The organism is Kurthia populi, from assembly GCF_042686175.1.
Classification (GTDB): Bacteria; Bacillota; Bacilli; order Bacillales_A; family Planococcaceae; genus Kurthia; species Kurthia populi.
In genome coordinates, this window is record NZ_JBHUOR010000113.1 from 1 (window position 1) to 22,495 (window position 22,495).

Genomic DNA, 22,495 nt, shown 5'->3' on the forward strand with positions numbered 1-22,495 from the left:
AACGATGAACAACGGCTGACAAGCAGATAAAAAAGACATTCATGATTTGAATAAAATCGTGAATGTCTTTTCTTATTGACTAGGGTTTTGTCCCAGCCTCTTTTTCTTTGTTAGTCTTGCTCATCCGGTATAAATTTCACGTCCGCTTGATACTGATTAAAAAATTCAACGATATCTTCTGCATCACCGCGTGTTAATCGATTAAAAGATATTTCGCGACCATAATCATGAAGCTCTAAGCCTTCTTTACCCGCAACTTCATGAAAGAAAAGATTAAACCATTTTAATTTACCATCAAGCGCTGCTTCTTCTGCAAAAAATTGACGTGTACGTTCATTTAAATCAATTTTAAACTCCTTTACAAGTCCTTCTGAACGCATTAAATTCGTATAGTTTTTTAATTCAGCAATTGCTGTTGTTTCTTCATTCCAACATTGGATTGTGACATACGAAAACTTATCGGTGAAATATAACCACAAATGATGCCAATACCAATAATTTGTATCAAAATCTTTTGTACGGTCAACGGGTGGTAATTGAATATGCACATAGCCCATCTGTTATCCCTCCTGTTGTTTCATCCAATCACAGGCATCCGCAACTACTTGACGGTTTGCTGCAACCGGAAAATAATGTGTATACTGCTCTTTATACCATGTTTCATATGATTTATGAGCTACTTTTAATGCCGCTTCTAATCGCTTCGCATGTACAATCGGTACATTATCGTCTTGTGCTCCGTGAATGATTAATACTGGACAGCTAATCTCATTGACACGAAAAAGCGGTGTACGCGCATGATATGCTTCTGGCATCTTCGTTGGTGTACCACCTACAACACGTTTTAGCATACGACGCATATCAACACGTTCCTGATAGGTGAGCGTCATATCTGAAACACCACCCCAGGTAACAACTGACGTGATATCGTGTCGTAAAATCGCTGTCCACAGTGCCATGATGCCTCCTCGAGAAAAAGCGAATACATGAACGCGTGTCGTTGAAAATTGCTTTAAAACCTCTACACCATGCACGGCATCAAAGCGGTCAACACCGCCAAATTCATCGCGTCCTTCCCCACCTCGATTTCCTCGGTAATACGGTGCAAATACAACTAACCCTTGTGCAGCAAATTCTGCGATACGTGCAGGACGTACCATACCAACTCCCTGAATGCCACCTCGTAGATACAGCATCCCATCATATTGTCCTGCTTGGTTTGGACATGCAAGCATTCCTTTTACACGAATCCCTTCAGACCAATATGTAATTTCCCGCAGTCGAATGCCAGGATTTGGCGAAGGATAGTCTCTACTGGATTCAATAGTGCCACTTATCCTCAAGTTCGCTCACCTTCTCAAGAATTTTTTTCATGCCCCCATCACGCATATGAAAGCTTAATTGCTTACAGCCTAATAATTCTTCATCTGTCATTAAAACAGCACCTTCTGTTTCATGCTTTTTATAGTTCGTATCTAAGGACGTTACATTGGCAATATATACGGCTTTACCAAATGGTGCTTTCTGTTGTACTACATACGTCGCAAGCCACATCACATCGTTAATATGTGCTCCTGTTTCTTCATATACTTCGCGTATAGCCGCTTCAATTAATGTCTCCCCTGCTTCTTGCTTACCTCCTGGAAATTCATAACCTCGTTGTGGATGCTTTGTTAATAACCAGCGTCCTTCAAATTTCGCTAGTACAAGTACATGTGTTGGATCAAATGAAAATGCGTCTTTTTTGAATGATAGGTCTACGCCATGACCATTTAAATCGGTATAGGAAAACATCTATTACCACTCCTTCATACTGTCAGTGTATCAATACTTCGCAAATAAAAAAACGGGTAAATGCCCTATTTCGCATTTACCCGTTTTTTTATACATTTAGCTTAGATTGACACATCAAAATTTTGACCAACATTTGGGTCAAGTGATGGTGTAGCAATTTGTGGCATTTGTTCGACCATTTGCGCAACAGCTGACGTTTCCATATTCATTGCCTTTTGCATAACACTCATTTGTACGGTTTGTTGGAGCTCCATTAACTGCATCGACATAATTGAACTTACATCCATGTTTCTCCCTCCCTTCACTCTTATGTTATATCGGCTTTTTAAAGCAATCGTACACAATGCTTTTTTAAAGGCTTTTCGGTATACTAACATGGACAACTATTTAGAAAGAAGAATGACGATGAAAAAACTACTTGTTGCGATCTTTCGCTTATACCAGAAAATCATTTCTCCCTTATTCCCACCAAGCTGTCGCTTCCATCCAACCTGTTCAAATTATGGCATTGAAGCTGTATCTCGTTTTGGTGCGATAAAAGGTGGTTACTTAACAATGAAACGAATTTTACGCTGTCAGCCATTATGTAAAGGTGGCTATGACCCCGTACCACTTGAATGGCCATCGAAAAAGAAATAATTTCGATGGTTTTTTCTTTTCCTCTTGTCAAATCGTAATCAATACGATATAGTTATTTTTGTTATTACATTCAAATCGTAATTATTACTATTTAAAAATTCAAACTATATAGGTCGGGGTGACAATATGAAAAAAATACTTTCATTTATCGTTTTAGCACTAACTGCTATCCTTTTAGCAGCTTGTGGCAATGACGGTTCTAAATCTACAAATTCATCGGATAAGGTTGCGATTTATACAACCGTCTATCCACTACAATATTTCGCAGAGCAAATCGGTGGCGAACATGTTGAGGTATCATCTATTTATCCACCAGGAACGAATGAACATACATTTGAACCAACACAGCAAGACATGATGAAATTAGCAGATAGCGATTTATTTTTTTATATCGGCTTAGGTCTTGAAGGGTTTGTCGACAATGCAAAAAAAACATTAGCTAATGAAAATGTATCAATGATTGAAACAACACATGGTATTGATGAAGAGAAGCTACATGCTAGTACTGCAACACATGAACATGAACATGAAGAGGATGATCATCATCACGGCGATGTAGATCCCCATGTTTGGCTATCACCTGTTATTAGCCAAGATTTAGCATTATCAATCAAAAATGAACTTGTAAAAAAAGATGCAAAGCATAAAGCAGATTACGAAAAAAATTATGATGCACTTGTTAAAAAACTACAACAATTAGATAATGATTATAAAACAATGGCAAAAGATGCAGAGACAAAAGAGTTTTACGTATCACACGCTGCATTTGGTTATATTGCTGGCACATATGGCTTAAAACAAGTATCTGTTGCTGGTTTGAACTCACAAGATGAACCATCACAAAAAGAATTAACACAAATTGTCGCACAAGCGAAAAAAGATAATATTCAGTACATTTTATTTGAGCAAAATGTTTCGTCAAAATTAGCAGCTGTTATTCAAAATGATATTGGTGCTAAAGATTTGACCGCACATAATTTAAGTGTTTTAACAAAAGAAGACATTGCAGCGAAACGCGATTACTTCTCTATTATGGAAGATAATTTAGAAACATTTAAAACAGCCTTATCAAAATAATGAACCAGAGAGCATACGAAAGTATAGGCTCTCTTTTCTTTTGACTTGAATTTATAAACACTATCCTTTACAATGAAGGCAAGTTAAGATTAGGTTTGAGCGATTGAGAGACCATTAAAAACATATGCATTTGTGCATGTGCTTTTAATGGTCTCTTTTTTCGTATCTAAAAGGAGGAAATACGTTATGAGTACAGCTTCATCATTACAACGTTATGCAACAATTGAGGAATTACAAAACAAAGAATATGATTTGCTCGTGATTGGTGGCGGAATTACAGGATGCGGGATTGCATTAGATGCGATTTCACGTGGTTTATCTGTTGCGCTAGTAGAAATGCAGGATTTCGCTGCAGGTACATCAAGCCGTTCAACAAAATTAGTACATGGCGGTCTTCGCTACTTAAAACAATTTGAATTTAAAGAAGTAGCAGAATTAGGAAAAGAACGTGCTGTTGTTTATGAAAATGGGCCACATGTAACGACTCCTGTTTGGATGCTTTTACCATTCCATAAAGGCGGGACATTCGGTAAATTATCAACAAATGTCGGCTTACGCACGTATGATTTCCTAGCGGGCGTTAAACGCTCAGAACGTCGTTCAATGTTGTCTGCAGCTGAAACACAAGCGAAGGAGCCATTAGTGAAAACAGAAGATCTTCGCGGTGGCGGTGTCTATGTTGAATACCGTACGGATGATGCCCGCTTAACAATCGAAGTAGCGAAAGCAGCCATTCAAAGAGGAGCTGTGCTAAACAACTATACAAAAGCCGTGAACTTCACATACAATGATGCAAAACGTATTACAGGTATTATTGCAGAAGATTTAATTGGCAATAAACGCTTTACAATTCGTGCAAAAAAAGTCGTTAATGCCGCAGGACCTTGGGTTGATGATGTACGCTCAATTGAAGGAAAACAAGCTGGTAAACATTTAATTTTATCAAAAGGTGTGCATATTGTTTTTGACGAATCAAAATTCCCGCTTCACCAAGCTGTGTATTTTGATACACCAGATGGCCGTATGGTGTTTGCGATTCCGCGTAATGGGAAAACGTATGTAGGGACGACTGATACATTTTATGAAGGTGACCCACGTGATATGGATATTAAGCAAGAGGACCGCGACTATATTATGAAAGCCATTCACTATATGTTCCCTACTGTTCAAGTAACAGATGCAGATATTGAATCAAGCTGGGCTGGTGTGCGCCCACTAATACATGAAGACGGTAAAAATCCTTCTGAAATTTCACGTAAAGATGAAGTATGGGAATCAAAATCAGGTCTTGTGACAATTGCTGGTGGTAAATTAACAGGTTATCGTAAAATGGCTGAAACAGTATTAAATACGATTGCGAAAGAATTAAAAGCAGAGTTTGGTATCGATTCTAAGCCATGTTCTACAAAACATATTCACGTATCAGGTGGCGATATTGGGGGCTCTCAAAATTTAGAAGCCTTCGTCGCACGTCGTACTGAAAAAGGTATGGAGCTTGGCTTATCAGCAGCAGAAGCAAGTCATCTTGCCCATCATTATGGTGCAAATGTTGATATGGTGTTTAGCTATGCACAAAAACGTCATGAAACCATCCCACAAGGCTTATATGCACAACTTTTATATGGCATTCATCACGAAATGGTCGTGCACCCAAATGATTTTCTGATTCGTCGAACAGCGAATATGTTCTTTAATATCGCAGACGTCAAAGCTCATAAGGACGCGATTTTAGACGAAATGGCCTCTTTATTGAACTGGTCTGTTGAACAACGCGAATGTTTCACAGCTGATTTAACAAAAGAAATTACTCGCGCCACTACTGCGTTATAATAAAACTAGTAGCTAATGAGAGAATCACGTCATTGCGTGGTTCTCTTTTTTACTAGATAGAAAAGAGGGTTTCCTATGCACTTTAATAACCAACAAATTATACCGGCAGCACGAACAGTCAAGCAATTTGATCAAGTCCTTAAAAGTCCATTTGAATACATTGTGCTACTTGAAGTTCATATTAGTCATTTATTGTCGCTCAAACGAGAAGCAGAACGACATCATAAAAAATTAATTATTCATGCTGATTTAATTCATGGTTTAAAAACCGATAATTTTGCGGCCGACTTTTTATGTAATGATATACGCCCTGCTGGCATTATCTCAACGCGTTCAAATATGCTAATCAAAGCAAAAGCACGCGGCATTATCGCTATCCAACGCGTATTTTTAATTGATACCATTGCACTTGAAAAAAGCTATTCCATGATAGATACAGCGAAGCCCGATTATATCGAACTGCTTCCTGGCATTATTCCATCGATGATTTCTGAAATTCATCAGCATACAAAAATCCCAGTTATTACGGGTGGATTAATCCGTGAAAAAGCAAATGTAGAGGAAGCGCTTACAGCTGGAGCTGTTGCTGTAACAACATCCAACAAGGAATTATGGCAAACTTTCGTAAAATAGTTGACTATGTACCATTTTTTCTCTAAAATGTAATTAAGTTCATACGTACGTGATTAGGTTTAGGAGTTCACATGTAGATAGCCGTGCACATTTGCGGTCTGTTTAATGTGAACTCCTTTTTCTATTTCATGGCGATTACAAAGGGGGAACTTTTATGTCAATATTCACAGCCGAATTAGTCGGCACGATGCTCTTAATTTTATTTGGGGGCGGCGTCGTAGCAGGTGTATCTCTACATAAATCTAAGGGTCTTGGCGGTGGCTGGATGGTCATCACATTTGCATGGGGTCTAGCAGTGGCCATGGCTGCTTATGCAGTTGGTGGTATTAGTGGTGCACATTTAAATCCGGCACTAACACTTGGTCTTGCAGCAATCGGTAACTTCCCGTGGGCTGATGTCCCAATGTACATTTTAGCACAGCTTATTGGTGCCATTTTAGGTGCAATTTTAGTATACTTCATGTACTTGCCCCATTGGAAAGGTACAACGGATCCAGAAGCAAAACTTGGTGTCTTCGCAACAATGCCAGCTATCAATCACCCGCTATCTAATTTAATTGCTGAAATGATTGGTACATTCGCACTTGTACTTGGCATTTTAGCGCTCGGTACAAATGAAATTGTCGATGGTTTAAATCCATTTTTAGTTGGGATGTTAATTGTCGTAATTGGGATGGCACTTGGTGGCCCAACGGGTTATGCGATTAACCCTGCTCGTGATTTAGGACCGCGTATTGCACATGCGATTTTACCGATTCCAGGAAAACGCGACTCAGGCTGGTCTTACGCATGGGTACCGATTGTTGGTCCAATTGTTGGTGGTGTATTCGGTGCACTATTTTTCCAACAAATCTTTGAAGGAAAAAATTCAATCGCATTTTGGATTTTCGCCATTATTGTGTTAGCCATTTTCATCGGCGCACAAATGACCATTAAAAACGTAAAAGACGAAGACTAACGTATATTCGGAGGGATTTATAATGACAGAAAAAAAATACATTTTAGCAATTGATCAAGGAACAACAAGCTCTCGTGCTATTTTATTTAATCATGACGGAACGATTTTCCATACGTATCAACAAGAATTTCCGCAATACTTCCCACAATCTGGCTGGGTAGAACATAATGCAGAGGAAATTTGGTCATCTGTTCTTTCGTGTATTGCTACTGTATTATCAGATAAGCATGTTTCTGCTACACAAATTGCTGGTATCGGTATTACGAACCAACGTGAGACAACGGTTGTATGGGACAAACATACAGGGAAGCCAATATACAATGCGATTGTCTGGCAATCACGTCAAACAGCAGATATTTGTGATGATTTAAAAGAAAACGGTTACAATGAGTTATTCCGTGATAAAACAGGTTTATTAATTGATGCCTACTTCTCAGGTACAAAAGTAAAATGGATTTTAGATAATGTCGAAGGCGCTCGTGAAAAAGCTGAAGCTGGTGATTTATTATTCGGTACGATGGATACATGGATCATTTGGAAACTTACAAATGGTGCTGTTCACGTTACCGATTATTCAAATGCCTCTCGTACGTTAATGTACAATATTTATGATTTGACATGGGATCAAGAATTACTCGATATCTTAGGTGTTCCCGCTTCCATGCTTCCAGATGTCCGCCCTTCTTCTGAAGTATATGGCCATACAGCTGATGCACAGTTCTTCGGACAAAATGTACCAATTGCTGGTGCTGCTGGTGACCAACAAGCTGCCTTATTTGGACAAGCTTGCTTTGATGAAGGTATGGTGAAAAACACATATGGTACAGGTTGCTTTATGTTAATGAATACGGGTGAAAAAGCGGTAAAATCAACAAATGGCCTATTAACAACGCTTGCTTGGGGTCTAGATGGCAAAGTAACTTATGCATTAGAAGGTAGTATTTTTGTTGCGGGCTCTGCCATTCAATGGCTACGTGATGGCTTGCGTATGTTCCGACACGCAAAAGATTCAGAAGCGTATGCAGCACGTGTCGATTCAACAGAGGGCGTTTATGTCGTTCCTGCCTTTGTAGGATTAGGCACACCATACTGGGATTCTGACGTACGTGGCGCTGTATTTGGTTTAACACGTGGTACATCAAAAGAGCATTTTGTACGCGCAACAATTGAATCACTCGCTTATCAAACGAAGGATGTTTTAGACGCGATGGAAGCAGATTCAGGCATTCCATTAACAAAACTTCGTGTAGATGGTGGCGCAGTAGAAAATAACTTCTTAATGCAGTTCCAATCAGACTTATTAAATGTACCAGTTGACCGTCCTGTAATTAATGAAACGACGGCTCTTGGCGCCGCATACTTAGCGGGTCTTGCAGTTGGCTTCTGGAATTCAACAGATGACATTGCAAAATACTGGAACTTAAACAAACAATTCACCCCAGCAATGGCTGTTGATAAACGCGACAAATTATATGACGGCTGGAAAAAAGCTGTACACGCTGCACAAGCATTTAAATAATTCATCTAAGGGTGGCCATGTGCCGCTCTTTTTTTATGCGCGAAACCATAGAGCAATTTGAAAATAAAGTGCATCGCGGAATACAGTTGGATCGAGTCCCGTTTGCTCTTTAATTTTTTCTAAACGGTAACTAAGTGTATGCCGATGAATTTGTAAAGCTTCGGCTGTTTTAATCAATTGTAAATCATTTGCTAAAAATGCTTCGATTGTTTCAAGAAATTTTTGCGATAACATTCCAATAGTATTTTGTGTATAACGAAGCATTTCTTTTGATTGTGGTGCTTTAAATAGTGAATAAATCTCTACGTCATCAAACACATTAAAAATAGTTGCAGGATCCCCGTATTGTAAAGCAATTGATGCAGTATCTGCCGCATAGCGAAGTTCTTCAATTTGTTCAACTTCTTGCCCAATGCCTATACGAAGCTGAAAATAACGACTTAATGTTGGTTGAATTTGACGCAATATATGCATCACTGCTTCCTTGTTGTAGCCCACCATAATACAAACATACACTTCTTTTTCAAGTGCTCCATAAACTACATTGTCTGGTAATACATCATCCAAAAAATGAATAAATGTTTGATAAGCTAGTTGCTTCTGAATCGTTGACATTTTAACAACGACATACGGTGCTTTTTTTTGAATATGTAATTTATCAAAACGCTTTAACAATTGCGCATCTTCTACTTGCCCTGATAAAAGTTGTTCTAACGTTACTTGATGCATTTTTTCATGCCATGCACTTTGCTCTGTTAAAAAAGCTTGATGTACCATCATCTCTGTGGTCAATTGAACAAGTGTGGCAATTTCTTCTAACTCTTCGACGATACCTGTAATACCAACAACACAAACGACCTCTTCATTATAAAAAATAGGGAGGTTAATTCCCTCTTTTGCGTAGGCAAAGCAGTGTTCATTCTCCGCTGTAATACGTAGTACTTCACCTGTTTGCGCCACATATTTGGCCCCTTCATGAATATGATCAATACGTAGTTTATCTCCTGATGCCAAAATAAATCCATCTGTATGCATCACATTAATATTACGGTGTAAACGATTCATCGTCTGTTCAACAATATGAATCGCTAATTGCTTTGAAATCATGTTATCACTCCACTATGTATAAAATAATAGCTGTTATATAGCATTAAATTTAGACGCTATGTATAATGTTTTGTCACATTAATGTCATTATAATACATGTAAGCGTTTTAATTAAGGAGGTTAATGATGAAAATTATTGTGAGTCCGGATTCATTTAAAGGTTCACTTGATGCTGAAACGGTTGCCGAAACCATTTGTTCAACGATTAAACAGGTACATCCAACATTCAATGTCACCACATTACCGGTTGCTGATGGTGGTGAAGGTACACTGGAATCGTTAGTTAAAGCAACAAATGGACACTTCATTCATACAACTGCACAAAATCCATTACAGCAAAATATCGAGACCTATTATGGGGTTTTAGGTCTTGAACAACGCTATATGATTGAAATGGCAAAAGTATCTGGTTTACCACTCATCCACCAACATGAACGAAATCCTTTATTAACTACCACTTATGGTACGGGTGAATTAATTCGTCATGCGCTCGACCAAGGAGCACGTGACTTCATTATTGGCATTGGGGGTAGTGCTACAAATGATGGTGGACTCGGCATGCTACGAGCACTTGGTATGAAGTTTTATGATGCCATGCAGCATGAAATTACAGTGCCACGCGATTTACATTTGCTTTCTAGTATTGATGACCGTGCATTTGATACACGAATTGCAGAATGTCACTTTACGATTGCCTGTGATGTGGACAATCCATTTGTCGGCCCAAATGGTGCAAGCGCAGTATTTGGGCCACAAAAAGGCGCTACAGAAGAAATGGTCAAACAATTAGATGCCAATTTAACACATTTTGCAGATGTCATTGCTGCAAGTGGCCGCATCAAACTACATACAGTGGCAGGCGCAGGTGCTGCGGGTGGATTAGGTGGCGCATTCCTTGCTTTCTTCCCTGCTACGTTACAATCTGGCATTGATGTTGTACTTGATGCGATTCATTTTGATGACATCATTAGCGATGCCGATATGGTCATTACGGGGGAAGGAAAATCCGACATTCAAACATTGGCAGGTAAAGCAGCGATGGGGATTTTAAAACGTGCGAAGAAGCATGATGTACGAACGATCTTATTATCTGCCATCATTGAGGACCGGAAAGAATTGGCACAGCATTTTTCTGAGATATACGCGATTGTAGAAGGTGATGTCACAGCAACGATGTCAGTGAATCATCCAGTAGAGCATTTATCAAATAAAGTACGTGAAATTATGGAGATTTTTAAGGGGGAATAACGCATGATTTTTGCGATTATTATTATTGGGGTTTTGTTCATTGTTATTTCATCAGCTAAATTTAAATTACATCCTTTTTTAGGATTAATTATTGCCGCTTTATTCGTTGGCATTGCCTCGGGTATGCCATTAGCAGATGTCGTCACAAATATTAATGAAGGCTTTGGCGGCTTGATGACGAGTATTGGGATTATTATTGTGGCCGGGACAATTATTGGGACCATTTTAGAACGCTCGGGTGCAGCATATCGTATGGCAGAAGTCGTATTGCGTATTGTCGGACCAAAGCATCCACAACTAGCTATGTCACTTATCGGTTATGTTGTATCCATTCCTGTATTTTGCGATTCTGGCTATATTATTTTATCAAGTTTACAAAAATCTTTAGCGAAGCGTGCAGCTGTACCACTTGCCACAATGGCAGTCGCACTTTCAACTGGCTTGTTTGCAACACATACACTTGTACCGCCAACACCTGGACCGATTGCTGCCGCTGGTAATATCGGCGCAACCAATTATTTAGGTACGATTATTGTAATTGGTTTATTAGTAGCCATCCCTGTGACCCTTGTTGGTTATTTATGGGCTGTTTATGCAGGAAGAAAAGTAGTTGTTCCAGCGGATAATGAGCCTGCACTTGATTATGAAGAGGTGATTAAATCTTTTGGTAAAATGCCTTCTACATTCAAATCATTTTTACCGATTGTTTTACCGATTGCTTTAATTGCGATTGGTTCAATTGCTACGATGACAATGTCAGCGGATTCATCTCTAACAACGCTACTTGTATTTTTTGGTTCTCCTACAATTGCACTCTTATGTGGTGTCGCGGCAGCCTTTTTATTACTACCTGAAATGAACGAAACTACATTAAATGACTGGATTGCAGACAGTTTAAAAGATGCTGCACCAATTCTTCTTGTGACAGGAGCTGGTGGCGCATTCGGTACTGTTATTAAAAATACGTCTATCTCTGATACGTTGCAAAATATGGATTTCAGTTCATTAACGGGCGCATTATTTTTACTCGTGCCATTCTTAATTGCTGCTGCTTTAAAAACGGCACAAGGTTCTTCTACCGCTTCACTTGTTATTACTTCTTCCCTTGTTGCGCCAATGCTCGTTACAATGGGAATTGAAGGTGCTGTACCACTTGCATTGGTCGTAATGGCTTTAGGTGCTGGTGCGATGACCGTTTCTCATGTTAATGATAGCTTTTTCTGGGTCGTAACACAGTTTAGCGGTATGGATGTAAAAGATGCGTATAAAACACATACGGTTGCCACATTACTGCAAGGTCTGACTGCATTAATCATTTCCGTGTTATTGTGGCTATTACTTGTTTAATTAAAATAAAAAAAGAGACTGGGACAAAACACATTATTTTTCTTTTTTAGCGTTCACAACGAAAAACCGGAACCGCGCCACAGTGCGGTTCCGGTTTTTATTATGCTCATAGGAGCGATTGTTTTTACACGTATGTCAAAGCTTTTTCATTTAAGCAAACGTCATTTTGGATACAACCATAAAGACAACATATACGCCAACGCCAACGAGTACAGATTGGGCGGGCTTCATAAATCCTGAGCAATAATAAATAATCATCATTAAAATAATCATACCAATGGCACCGATAATGCCATTGCGCTGCGTTAAATGAAAGTTTTCTGCCGTCATATTATGTACTTGTAAATTTAAATTCATTAATGTCAAAATCGGTAGCAATGTAATAATTCCAGATAAAAATAAATACTTTGATTGACTTAACATCGCAGCTAATAACATTACCGTACCACCAATAATAAATTGAACGATATATCCTGCCAAAATGGTTACTCCTAACTTCTCTTTATATTTTTTATCGTATGCATAAATTTTTTTCGCACTAAAGCGCTGTTTTACTTCTTTGATTTCCTACATCGTTCCACATGTTTACATTTCGGTGAATGATGCAAGAAATATCCCTTGATTCCTATTCATTGTAGTGATAATTTTAATATTAGTAAATTGAATTTATTCAATGCCATCTATATAAAAAATTTATAAGTAAGGTGAACTCTTTGAGTATATTAAAATTAAAGGCGTATATTGCCGCTGTTAAATATGGTAGCTTAACAAGAGCTGCAGAAGCATTAGACTACACACAACCAAGCATTAGTCATATGATTCATAGTTTAGAGGAAGATTATGGGTTTGCATTATTAATTCGTAGTAAAAATGGTGTGCAACCCACGGACAATGGTTCACAACTCCTACCGATTATGGAAGATATCGTCGTACGCTATGAGCATTTATCCGAAGCCGTTTATGCGATTCATGGATTAGATGTTGGAACGGTGCGCATCGGTGCGTATGCATCTGTTTGTGTCCACTGGATGCCTGAAGTATTGAAATTATTCCATGAAAAATATCCGAAGATTGCCATTCAATTATTCGAAGGAAATTCCCGTGAAATTCATGAATGGTTAGATGCAGGTAGTATTGATTTTGCGATTGGTACCATTCAACCGACAGATACGTACCCATTCCTTCCATTAAAGGATGACCGAATGTTAGCCATTTTACCGAAGGATCATCCGCTCACACAATTAGAAAAAATCGACATTCATACCTTTGAAAAAGAATTATGCATCATGCCATATGATGATACGCATAAGGATGCTCAAGCCATTTTCAAGGCTGCTCGTGTTCATCCGAATGTAACGTATCAAATCCGTGGTGATGAAGCGATTATTGCGATGGTAAAACGTGGCTTAGGCATTACGCTATTATCTGAATTACTCGTGCAAGATCACCGTGATGATATCGAATGCCGACCAATTAGCGATGAGTGTGTTCGTACAATTGGTGTTGCTTCTAAAACAGAAATTAAAAGTTTATCACCTGCTTCTCGTACATTTATTCCATTCTTGCAAGAATGGATTCAAAAAAATTAATAAAAAGGCTTGTTGCGAAGATGCAACAAGCCTTTTCTTTATAATAAATCTTTTAAATAGCGACGCATAAGCTTATTGGAGCCATTGCGTGGTAGTTGTTTGACGATATGAAAGGACTTTGGTACTTTATAATGTGCTAGTCGTTCATTGCAATACGCTTCTAACTCTGCACATTGTGCCTCATTTTTTGCAACGATAAAGGCTGCCGGCACCTGCCCCCATTCATCCGAATCAAGGCCGCAAACACCAACTTCTTTAATAGCTGGGTGTGCTGCTAGAACATTTTCAATTTCTGCTGGATAAATATTTTCTCCACCAGAAATAATTAAATCTGAACGACGATCTACGACATATAAATACCCTTCGTCATCCAGATATCCTACATCTCCTGTATGCAACCACCCCTCTGTTGTTGACTGATGCTCGGCAAAATGGCCAATATACCCGGGTGTTACCTGCGCACTTTTCACACAAATCTCACCCACATCTCCAGGCTTTTGTGCACCATCAATGCGTAAGTGATTGAAAAATAACGGCTGTCCTGCTGAACCAATTTTTCGAAGAGCATCCTTACTTGATAATGTCGCAACTTGTGATGAAGTTTCTGTCATACCATATGTTTGTGCCGTTTGAATGCCGCGCTCAAAGCCTCGAAGTAAATAGCTCTCAGGCACTGGGCCACCACCTGCAAGAATCATTTGAAATTTGGGAGATACAACGGCATCGCGCGCTTCTAACTCTGTCAGTAAGCGCTCTAATGTCACCGCAACCGCCGACATATGCGTAACCGTCCCATTAATTAATTCTGTCGCAACGACCGCTTCATCAAATTTTTGATACAGATCGAGGCGCACACCTTGTACTAAGCATTTTACGAGCATTGAAAAGCCACTAATGTGAAATAGCGGCATCGTACAAAGCCATGCATCATCATCTCGTAACCCTGTATTATATAAAGAAGCTGTCGCGACGGCGACATGATTGCCTACTGTTTGGCGGACACCTTTTGGAAATCCAGTTGTACCCGATGTATACATAATTGTCATCGTGGCCTGTTCATCCCACGTATCATCCATTTGAAGGCTTGTTTCTGCTGTTGATTCAATTGCTGAAAAACGATAGACGGTTACTGTCGTTTCTGGTAGCTTTTCACATAATGTATCATCTGTTAAAATCGCATCAACATTCGCATCATCAATTTGATAGGCTAATTCATATGGCGATAGGCGTAAATTTAATAACACCATCTCACATTGTAGCTGCATGCACGCAAGCATCATATGAATAATAGATGGCGTGCTCGGCGCATAAATGGCAATACGACTTCCTCGTTCAATACCAAGCGTCGCAAGCTTACGTGCATAGTGCTGGGAGATTTCATTTAATTGTTCATACGTCCACGCTTCACCTTCAAAGCGTAGTGCTGTGCGATGCGGTGACATCATCGCACGTTGTGTAATCCAGTTTGGGACCACGTCGTTCACCTTCCCTAATTAAGTTATGTCCTTATTGTATCAAAAAAGACGGCATCACGCCGTAGCATGATACCGCCCTTATAGACATCGCCCTATTATGGGAAACGTGGGAATTGACCGAAGTCTGGTGTACGTTTTTCTTTGAATGCATCGCGACCTTCTTTAGCTTCATCAGAAGTGTAGTATAGAAGTGTTGCGTCACCAGCAAGTTGTTGAATACCTGCAAGGCCATCAGAATCTGCATTGAATGCACCTTTAAGCATACGAAGTGCCATTGGTGATAATGTAAGAATTTCTTCACACCATTTTACAGTTTCATCTTCAAGTTGTTCGTAAGGAACGACTGTGTTTACTAAGCCCATATCAAGTGCTTCTTGCGCGTCGTATTGACGGCATAAGAACCAAATTTCACGCGCTTTTTTGTGACCTACGATACGTGCTAAATAGCCTGCACCGTAACCACCATCGAATGAACCAACGCGTGGACCAGTTTGGCCAAAACGAGCGTTGTCAGCAGCGATTGTTAAATCACATACGATGTGTAATACGTGTCCGCCACCGATTGCATAACCTGCTACCATTGCGATAACTGGTTTTGGTGTTTTACGAATTAATGTTTGTAAATCAAGTACGTTTAGACGAGGAATATTATCGTCACCTACGTAACCACCGTTACCACGTACTTTTTGGTCACCACCAGAACAGAATGCTTTTTCACCTTCACCTGTTAAGATGATAACGCCAATTTTTGAATCGTCACGTGCGCGAGAAAATGCATCAATCATTTCCGCTGTTGTTTTTGGACGGAATGCATTGCGTACTTCAGGACGATTAATTGTAATTTTTGCGATGCCGTTGTAAGATTCATATTTGATATCTTCGTAGACATGTTCAGTTACCCATTCACGAGTCATTGAAAAGTCCTCCTAGTAAATTAAAATTCTTTCTCTACTATTGTAACAAAAAGTTCGGGATTTTCCACATGAATTGCATGACCACAGCCATTTGCGACATGGTGCGAGCAATTTTGGAAACGTTTTTGCATCTCGATTGCTTTTAAGCAGAATTTTTGGTCTAGCTCTCCTGTAATCAAACTTACAGGACGCGGGAATGCTGGTAGTGCATCCCAGTAAGATGCTTGTGAGCCTGTGCCCATTCCGCGTAAGCTATTAGCTAGTCCAAGCTCCTGCTGTGCTAAACGTTCAGCGCGTACTTCCGCTTTCATATCGTCTGATAAGCGCGATTGAGATTGAAATAGCGGAATACTTTGCCAGTAATCAATAAATTCACGCATACCTTCGTTTAAAATGCGCTCCGCTAAATAATTGTCATGACCACGACGTTTTTCACGCTCTAAGCTATCTTCAAGGCCTGGCGAAGCACTTTCAAGAATTAACTTCTCGATGCGTTCTGGATGTGTTACTGCATAGGCAAGTGCCGTGCGCCCCCCCATCGAATAGCCAAGCAATGTAAAACTTGATAGATTACGTGATGCAAAGAATTGCTCGAGCATCTCTAGTTGTGCTTCCATCGTATAATGGTCGAGTGCCTTAGGGCTTGCTGTTAAGCCATGCCCCATTAAATCAATGGCAAAAATGCGGACATCATCGCCTAATTGACCAATGACATGTTGCCATGTTTTTGTACTTCCGGTAAAGCCATGTAATAAAACGAGTGTTTTTTCTGCGCGTGGATGAACTACTTCATAATGCATATCCAGTCCCGCGACAGTTGTTATTACGCTTGCCATAAAGTATCAAGCTCCTCATTGATTGCTTGCCATAAGGCGCGGTGTGTTGCGACATTTTCCGCGCGATCCGTCATCACTTCAATAATGCGGATGGCTTTGTTTTTAGGTGTTTCTAGCACCGTTTCAAATGCTTCTTTCGTCGTTACATTCGCATATTCTGCATCATACATTGCAGCCAAATGCTCAAAGCCAAGTGCCGTTGGTGTACCAAATAATTGCTCGTAATGCTCCTCAACAGTAGATTGGGCTAAATACGAGAAGATGCCTCCACCGTCATTATTCATTACAACAATCGTCAAGTCACTCGGTTGATAGCGACTCGCAATCAATCCGTTTGAATCATGTAAAAATGATAAATCACCGATTAATAAATAGGTGTCACGTTTTGAGGCATATTGGAGGCCAAATGCCGTCGATACGACCCCATCGATACCATTTGTGCCACGGTTACAGAAAATACGAATATCGCGCGTTGTTTTTTCAAAAAATGTATCAACATCACGAATTGGCATACTACTGCCCGCTACTAAATCGCTATGCTCTGGTAAATGCTTGAATAAAACGCCAGCCATAGCGCCCTCATCGGATTGTTCGGCAATATAAGCTGTACGATGACGCGCCGCAATTGTATTTGCACGTTGCCAAAGTATCGTATAGTGCTGCTGCTCAGCCGTCGCCTGCACATCAAGGGTGGTGATCCATTGACCAATCGCCGCTTCAATATGATGTGTTGCCACATGCAGTGAATCACGGAATTTCGGGTCTTCATCAATGACAATATAATTCGCTGGCTTTACGGCTGTTAAAAATTGCATCAATGGTTTCGACACGGGTTGTGCACCAAAACGAATCACCGTTTGTGGCTGCATATGCGCTTGGAATGCATCATTTTTTAAGATCGCATCGTATTGTTCCACAACATATGGAAGACAATCATCTGGAATATTCGTGCGCATATGCGATAGGCTTTCAACAAGCACAGGCCATTTTGCTTGGCGCACAAAATCCCACATTGCTTGTGTATGCGTATTTTGTGCCATTTCACCTGCGATAATAAAGCCCTGTTTTGTTGCTTGTATCGTTTCTTTTAAAAATACACAAGCCGCTTTTGCCGGACGTACTTCAGCCCCAAAATGCTGTGTAAAGGTACGTGCTGGCAGTTGCTTCGTAAACTCAATTAATAATGGCTCGCGGAATGGTACATTCACTTGTACCGGACCAAATGGCGCTTGTGTGGCAACAGCAACGGCGCGCGCAATATGGCGTTCCACAAATGGTAATGTCACCTGGGCATCATCTGGAATAGGTAAATCCAACGCCCATTTCACATGATGTCCATAAAGACTTGCTTGTGCGATTGCTTGCGGTGCACCTACTTCACGTAGCTCATGTGGACGGTCTGCTGTTAACACGATTAATGGCAGACGTGCATAATATGCTTCAACAATTGCTGGGAAATAATTTGCTGCAGCTGTACCAGACGTACAAACGAGTACGACAGGTTCAGCACTTTCTTTTGCAAGACCTAGCGCTAAAAACGCCGCTGAACGTTCATCCACTTGTCGATACATATCAAACTCTTTTGTAGATGCAAACCCGTAAGCAAGTGGAGTTGACCGAGAACCTGGACTCACGACAACTTTTTTCACACCCGCTGCATATAATGACGCCACAATATTGTATACATAATCACTCAACTGTTGTTTATTAACCATGTAAGGTACCTCCAAAAGCACGTAGCATTGGGCGGAATTTCACTAATGTTTCCTCATATTCACTTTGAGGATTTGAATCCGCCACAATACCACCACCTGCATAGAGATAGGCTTGATTGTCATGGACAAGTGCCGAACGAATTGCTACCGCAAACTCACCGTCACCTGCTGCATTCATCCAGCCAATTGGCGCTGCATAAAGACCGCGGTCCGTTGGTTCGTACTGACGAATCACTTCCATTGCACGACCTCGTGGTGCACCACCTAGAGCAGGTGTTGGGTGTAAGTTTTTCACCATACGTAAAATGCTCGCATCGTCTTTTAATTGCCCTTCAACTGGCGTAAATAAATGTTGAATATCACGAATTTTTAATAGCTGTGGACCTTCTGGCAATGTATAGTTTGCACAGTTTTCATCAAATGATTGGCGAATCATATCCACAACATATTGATGTTCCTGTAAATTTTTCGCATCATTTAATAACTCACTACCATAAGCATCATCTTGCTCTTTTGTCGAACCACGCTTAATCGAGCCTGCTACACATGACGAATACGCATCATGGTCTTTTACCATGACAAGGCGCTCTGGGGAAGCCCCGAAGAAGAAATCCTGCCCATTTTCAAAAATAAATAAGTAGCTTTCTGGTTGCTCTGCGGTAATTTGTGCAAGCATCATTTCAGACGTAATGTCACCATCAAATGCAAGCGCTAGCGAACGCGCAATCACAACTTTATCTGCCTGTTGTTGTTTAATAAGTTCTGTGACATTTTCAATCGATTGTAAGTATTCTTCTTTATGACGTTCAATTGTTTGTGTGATTTGTGGTTTTATATGTGATGCAAGACCATTCACTTGTGCGCTATGAAGTAATTCATCGCGTTCATTGCGTAGTGATTGTTTTTTTTCTTCTGTAATAGGCTCTTCACTTACATAAAATGTACTAATAAAGATTTGCTCGTTACGAATGACTAATTGATGTGTTGCAAGTGCGAAATACGTCTCAGGAAAGGCTTGCCATTCTTCCGCTGGTGTTTTTGCAGGGTCAAATGTATAGCTTCCAAAGAAAATCGGTTGCTGTTCATGTGCATCCAAATCCGCATATTGCATTAAATTTTGCCATGCATCTTCAACGAATGCATAGCGATTTTTATGGTCATCGCTTGTTACGGTATACGCATGACCAAGGCCGACTAACGTAAATGTTTTTTCGCGGTTTTGCCAGAAGAATCGTTTTCCTTGAAACTTCGTAACGCCCGCTTCATAAAATGCACGTGGCGATAAACTATCCATTTTCATCGTATCCATGTAAAACGATAGTTTCGCTGTTTGTTCGATATGATGGTCGCCATTTGTAATCGACAACTGTTGATTCATACAAATTCCCTCCGTCAATAGATTTTTCTCGTACGAAAACCTATTCGTAAAACTAAATTATCCTTATCTATCATACAACTTTCTCTACATTTCGGCACATATAAGCCCTTAATCCACAAAAAAAGACGCTGTTTAGAGCACCTTGTTAAATGGGCTAAAACGCTTGTACATATCGCTCGAAGTTTTGGTAAGCAATTCCTTCTATTTGTTGCTTTGTAAAAGTTGTCTCTAATGCTGCTAATAGCTGCTGTGTATCGCCTAAATGATGTAATTTTTGAATTGTATGGTGAATGCCGTCAAAATCAGAGCCTAATCCAAGATGCTCAGCACCAACAAGATCTGCTAAATAGCTAAAATGCTTCACTAAATCTTCTAGTTCAACATTGTCCTCTGCATCTTCAACAACAAATGGTGGATTATAAACTAAATGAATATGCCCGCCATGTGCAACAAGTGCTTTTGCCTGTTCATCAGTTAAATTACGCTCATGGTCACATAATGTACGGGCATTTGAGTGACTTGCAATAATATGCTTAGCAAGTGGTAAGACGTCCCAAAAACTTTGCATATTCAAATGAGAGACATCGATAATAATATCATGTTCATTTAAACAAGTGACTACTTCTTTACCAAATGCTTTTAAGCCTTTTGTTGGGTCTTCCTGTGCACCATATGCAACTGCATTTTCAAAATTCCAAGTTAGTCCAACTAATTTAATGCCTGCATTTAAAAGCATCTTTAATTTATTTAAATCGCCGCCAATTGCATCACAGCCTTCTAAGCTTAAAATCGCACCAATTTGCCCTTCTTCTAATGTCGAAAGCTGTTGCCAATCTGTAATGTGCACCATTTCAGGTTGTGTTAGTACTTGTGCTTGAAATAATTCAATTTGGCGCAGTGCTTCCATATAGCGCTCATTTTCCGGAATCACTTCATCAATAAAAATCGCAAAAATTTGCGCCTTTGCCTGTGCTTCTTTTAAATGAACAAAGCCGCATTGTAATGTCTCATCTGTTCGAAAATCTGTTGGTTGCTCACGTGATGATAGTTGGTAAAGTACATCACAGTGTAAATCAATTATTCGCATAATCCAATACCTTCTCTTTATATTAGTGTTCCTTTTATTATAGCAAAAAGACAATAAAGAAGAGAGGCACGATTTCAGCCTCTCTTCTTTATTGCTATTGGTCTGATGGTGAATCCGATGAGCCTTCTTCTAATAATTCATCTAAGCTATCTTCGCCACCCTCGCGCCCTTGAACGCCTTTCATTGGCTTATCTACATTCATACGAATCACTTCTTCTTCAACAGGACGATTTTTTTGCTGCTCCGTTAATTGCTCTGCATGTGCCACACATGTATCTGCTGTCGGAAGTGCCTCTAGCCGTTCAAAAGGAATAGGCTCACCTCCTACTATACATTTACCATATGTGCCTCTTTCAATGCGATTAAGTGCCGCTTGTACGAGCCTTAATTCATCGTCGCGTTCGCCTTCTAATGTCAATTCCATCGTCTGCTCTGTCAAATCAGAGGCGTTTTCAGCAGGATGATTTGATAATACTTCCTCACCCGGCTCAACTATACGCGTATTTTGTTGTTTCTGAATTAACGTCTCCTTCATTTGTTCCAATTGCGCTTTTAAGCTTTTTAATTGTTCATCGGTCATACTGTAACATCCTCCTTTTGTTAAATAGACTATTCCCTTAACAAAAGGACATTAATCAGTTACTTTATATAAGTATAAATTGCATCGCGTAAAAATTGTGTCATTCCTACACCATGCTGATCATAATAGGCCGTAAAGCGTTCATCAGCCATATACATATCAGCTAATGCTTGATGCATTTGTGGCGAATAGTCCTTCCAACTGTGAATGAGCCACTGCTTGTGTAAATGCGCTGCCTCTTTTGCAGCATTTGATTGCATACCTGATTGTAAACCTAATTTTAGTTGTTCAAAAAGACGCTGTTCTAGCTGCTTCATTTCTTCGTATTGTTTTTCGGTTTTACTCATTAATTTAGCATTGCTATTATCAATGGCTTCATTACCATATTTCGCACGAATTTCCTGTCCATATTGTTGTTCATTTTCTTCAATCAATGCTTTTTTAAAGCCTTCAAAACGTTCATTGTCTGTCATAATTTGCTCCCCCTTTAATTCTTGTAGTGTCCGTTGAATATTTCGCTGTAATAAAGCTAGTTGATGTTGCTGCGCTGAAATAAGTTGTTGCTGCTTTTCTAGAAGCGCTTTAAAATGCTGCTCATCCTTGAGTAGACTTGCAATATCTTCTAGCGATAAATTGAACTCTTTATAAAATAAGATGGTTTGTAGTTATAAATGCTAATTTAAACGTGTACATATAAAATCACTTAAAGATGTACAAATTTACCATTAAATGTAACATACTAGAACTTGAGGTGAATAGTATGTACATA

General features: G+C 39.7%; 23 protein-coding genes. 9 read left to right on the forward strand and 14 right to left on the reverse strand.

Annotation, left to right across the window (positions count from 1 at the left end; translation table 11 throughout):
• Positions 1-110: 110 nt before the first annotated feature.
• From ACFSY7_RS12745 to ACFSY7_RS12760, 4 genes are all read right to left on the reverse strand, one after another.
• Entirely contained in the window at positions 111-557 is a 447-nt protein-coding gene (locus ACFSY7_RS12745) for a hypothetical protein (RefSeq protein WP_380148106.1), read from the reverse strand.
• A gap of 3 nt (positions 558-560) precedes the next feature.
• Positions 561-1,343 (reverse strand): alpha/beta hydrolase family protein, encoded by a 783-nt coding sequence (locus ACFSY7_RS12750; protein ID WP_380148107.1) that lies wholly within the window; start codon positions 1,341-1,343, stop codon positions 561-563.
• The gene (ytkD, locus tag ACFSY7_RS12755) at positions 1,321-1,794 is read right to left on the reverse strand and encodes an RNA deprotection pyrophosphohydrolase (protein WP_380148108.1); all 474 of its coding nucleotides are present in this window, start codon (positions 1,792-1,794) and stop codon (positions 1,321-1,323) included. The genes ACFSY7_RS12750 and ytkD overlap by 23 nt, the downstream gene beginning before the upstream one ends.
• A 101-nt stretch (positions 1,795-1,895) precedes the next feature.
• Positions 1,896-2,081, reverse strand: a complete 186-nt coding sequence (locus tag ACFSY7_RS12760) for a YjfB family protein (protein WP_126989027.1) — start codon at positions 2,079-2,081, stop codon at positions 1,896-1,898.
• Between the two features lie 118 nt (positions 2,082-2,199).
• Between ACFSY7_RS12760 and yidD the strand changes: the two genes are divergently transcribed.
• The 6 genes from yidD to glpK all read left to right on the forward strand — a co-directional run bounded on the left by yidD (position 2,200) and on the right by glpK (position 8,450).
• The gene (yidD, locus tag ACFSY7_RS12765) at positions 2,200-2,433 is read left to right on the forward strand and encodes a membrane protein insertion efficiency factor YidD (protein WP_126989028.1); all 234 of its coding nucleotides are present in this window, start codon (positions 2,200-2,202) and stop codon (positions 2,431-2,433) included.
• A 126-nt stretch (positions 2,434-2,559) separates the two neighbouring features.
• Positions 2,560-3,510 carry a metal ABC transporter solute-binding protein, Zn/Mn family gene (locus ACFSY7_RS12770; protein WP_380148109.1) on the forward strand — a complete coding sequence of 317 codons (951 nt, stop codon included), beginning with the start codon at positions 2,560-2,562 and terminating at the stop codon, positions 3,508-3,510.
• Between the two features lie 186 nt (positions 3,511-3,696).
• Positions 3,697-5,340: a glycerol-3-phosphate dehydrogenase/oxidase gene (locus ACFSY7_RS12775; protein WP_139992700.1), complete on the forward strand. Its 1,644-nt coding sequence runs from the start codon at positions 3,697-3,699 to the stop codon at positions 5,338-5,340.
• A gap of 75 nt (positions 5,341-5,415) precedes the next feature.
• Positions 5,416-5,973 (forward strand): glycerol-3-phosphate responsive antiterminator, encoded by a 558-nt coding sequence (locus tag ACFSY7_RS12780; RefSeq protein WP_126989031.1) that lies wholly within the window; start codon positions 5,416-5,418, stop codon positions 5,971-5,973.
• 154 nt (positions 5,974-6,127) lie between these two features.
• Positions 6,128-6,931, forward strand: coding sequence for an MIP/aquaporin family protein (locus ACFSY7_RS12785; RefSeq protein ID WP_380148110.1), 804 nt, complete (start codon positions 6,128-6,130; stop codon positions 6,929-6,931).
• 22 nt (positions 6,932-6,953) lie between these two features.
• The gene (glpK, locus tag ACFSY7_RS12790; protein ID WP_126989033.1) at positions 6,954-8,450 is read left to right on the forward strand and encodes a glycerol kinase GlpK; all 1,497 of its coding nucleotides are present in this window, start codon (positions 6,954-6,956) and stop codon (positions 8,448-8,450) included.
• A gap of 33 nt (positions 8,451-8,483) precedes the next feature.
• Here the strand turns inward: glpK and ACFSY7_RS12795 are convergent, their stop codons facing one another.
• The gene (locus ACFSY7_RS12795) at positions 8,484-9,557 is read right to left on the reverse strand and encodes a CdaR family transcriptional regulator (protein WP_380148111.1); all 1,074 of its coding nucleotides are present in this window, start codon (positions 9,555-9,557) and stop codon (positions 8,484-8,486) included.
• Between the two features lie 126 nt (positions 9,558-9,683).
• On the opposite strand from ACFSY7_RS12795, the gene ACFSY7_RS12800 reads away from it, so the two are divergent.
• Together ACFSY7_RS12800 and ACFSY7_RS12805 are read left to right on the forward strand one after the other, a co-directional pair.
• Positions 9,684-10,805: a glycerate kinase gene (locus tag ACFSY7_RS12800; RefSeq protein ID WP_380148112.1), complete on the forward strand. Its 1,122-nt coding sequence runs from the start codon at positions 9,684-9,686 to the stop codon at positions 10,803-10,805.
• Positions 10,806-10,808: 3 nt separating this feature from the next.
• A complete protein-coding gene (locus tag ACFSY7_RS12805) occupies positions 10,809-12,152 on the forward strand; it encodes a GntP family permease (protein WP_380148113.1) in 1,344 nt (447 codons plus the stop codon).
• A gap of 150 nt (positions 12,153-12,302) precedes the next feature.
• Here the strand turns inward: ACFSY7_RS12805 and ACFSY7_RS12810 are convergent, their stop codons facing one another.
• Positions 12,303-12,632, reverse strand: a complete 330-nt coding sequence (locus ACFSY7_RS12810; protein WP_126989037.1) for a GlpM family protein — start codon at positions 12,630-12,632, stop codon at positions 12,303-12,305.
• A gap of 224 nt (positions 12,633-12,856) precedes the next feature.
• Between ACFSY7_RS12810 and ACFSY7_RS12815 the strand changes: the two genes are divergently transcribed.
• Positions 12,857-13,741 (forward strand): LysR family transcriptional regulator, encoded by an 885-nt coding sequence (locus ACFSY7_RS12815; protein WP_233600491.1) that lies wholly within the window; start codon positions 12,857-12,859, stop codon positions 13,739-13,741.
• A gap of 38 nt (positions 13,742-13,779) precedes the next feature.
• Here ACFSY7_RS12815 and ACFSY7_RS12820 read toward each other — a convergent pair whose 3' ends face one another.
• The 8 genes from ACFSY7_RS12820 to ACFSY7_RS12855 form a co-directional block, all read right to left on the reverse strand.
• Positions 13,780-15,216, reverse strand: a complete 1,437-nt coding sequence (locus ACFSY7_RS12820; protein WP_380148119.1) for an o-succinylbenzoate--CoA ligase — start codon at positions 15,214-15,216, stop codon at positions 13,780-13,782.
• Positions 15,217-15,311: 95 nt separating this feature from the next.
• Positions 15,312-16,130, reverse strand: a complete 819-nt coding sequence (gene menB, locus ACFSY7_RS12825) for a 1,4-dihydroxy-2-naphthoyl-CoA synthase (RefSeq protein ID WP_126989040.1) — start codon at positions 16,128-16,130, stop codon at positions 15,312-15,314.
• A gap of 20 nt (positions 16,131-16,150) precedes the next feature.
• On the reverse strand, positions 16,151-16,966 hold the full coding sequence (gene menH, locus ACFSY7_RS12830) for a 2-succinyl-6-hydroxy-2,4-cyclohexadiene-1-carboxylate synthase (RefSeq protein ID WP_139992712.1): 816 nt from the start codon (positions 16,964-16,966) through the stop codon (positions 16,151-16,153).
• Positions 16,954-18,681, reverse strand: coding sequence for a 2-succinyl-5-enolpyruvyl-6-hydroxy-3-cyclohexene-1-carboxylic-acid synthase (gene menD, locus ACFSY7_RS12835; RefSeq protein ID WP_380148114.1), 1,728 nt, complete (start codon positions 18,679-18,681; stop codon positions 16,954-16,956). The genes menH and menD overlap by 13 nt, the downstream gene beginning before the upstream one ends.
• Complete coding sequence (locus ACFSY7_RS12840; RefSeq protein ID WP_380148115.1) at positions 18,674-20,059, reverse strand: isochorismate synthase; 1,386 nt, start codon at positions 20,057-20,059, stop codon at positions 18,674-18,676. Before ACFSY7_RS12840 ends, menD begins: the two co-directional genes overlap by 8 nt.
• A gap of 154 nt (positions 20,060-20,213) precedes the next feature.
• Positions 20,214-21,146, reverse strand: coding sequence for a dipeptidase (locus ACFSY7_RS12845; RefSeq protein WP_380148116.1), 933 nt, complete (start codon positions 21,144-21,146; stop codon positions 20,214-20,216).
• A 94-nt stretch (positions 21,147-21,240) separates the two neighbouring features.
• Complete coding sequence (locus ACFSY7_RS12850) at positions 21,241-21,726, reverse strand: TraR/DksA C4-type zinc finger protein (protein ID WP_380148117.1); 486 nt, start codon at positions 21,724-21,726, stop codon at positions 21,241-21,243.
• Between the two features lie 59 nt (positions 21,727-21,785).
• On the reverse strand, positions 21,786-22,199 hold the full coding sequence (locus tag ACFSY7_RS12855) for a TipAS antibiotic-recognition domain-containing protein (RefSeq protein WP_380148118.1): 414 nt from the start codon (positions 22,197-22,199) through the stop codon (positions 21,786-21,788).
• Positions 22,200-22,495: the final 296 nt, after the last annotated feature.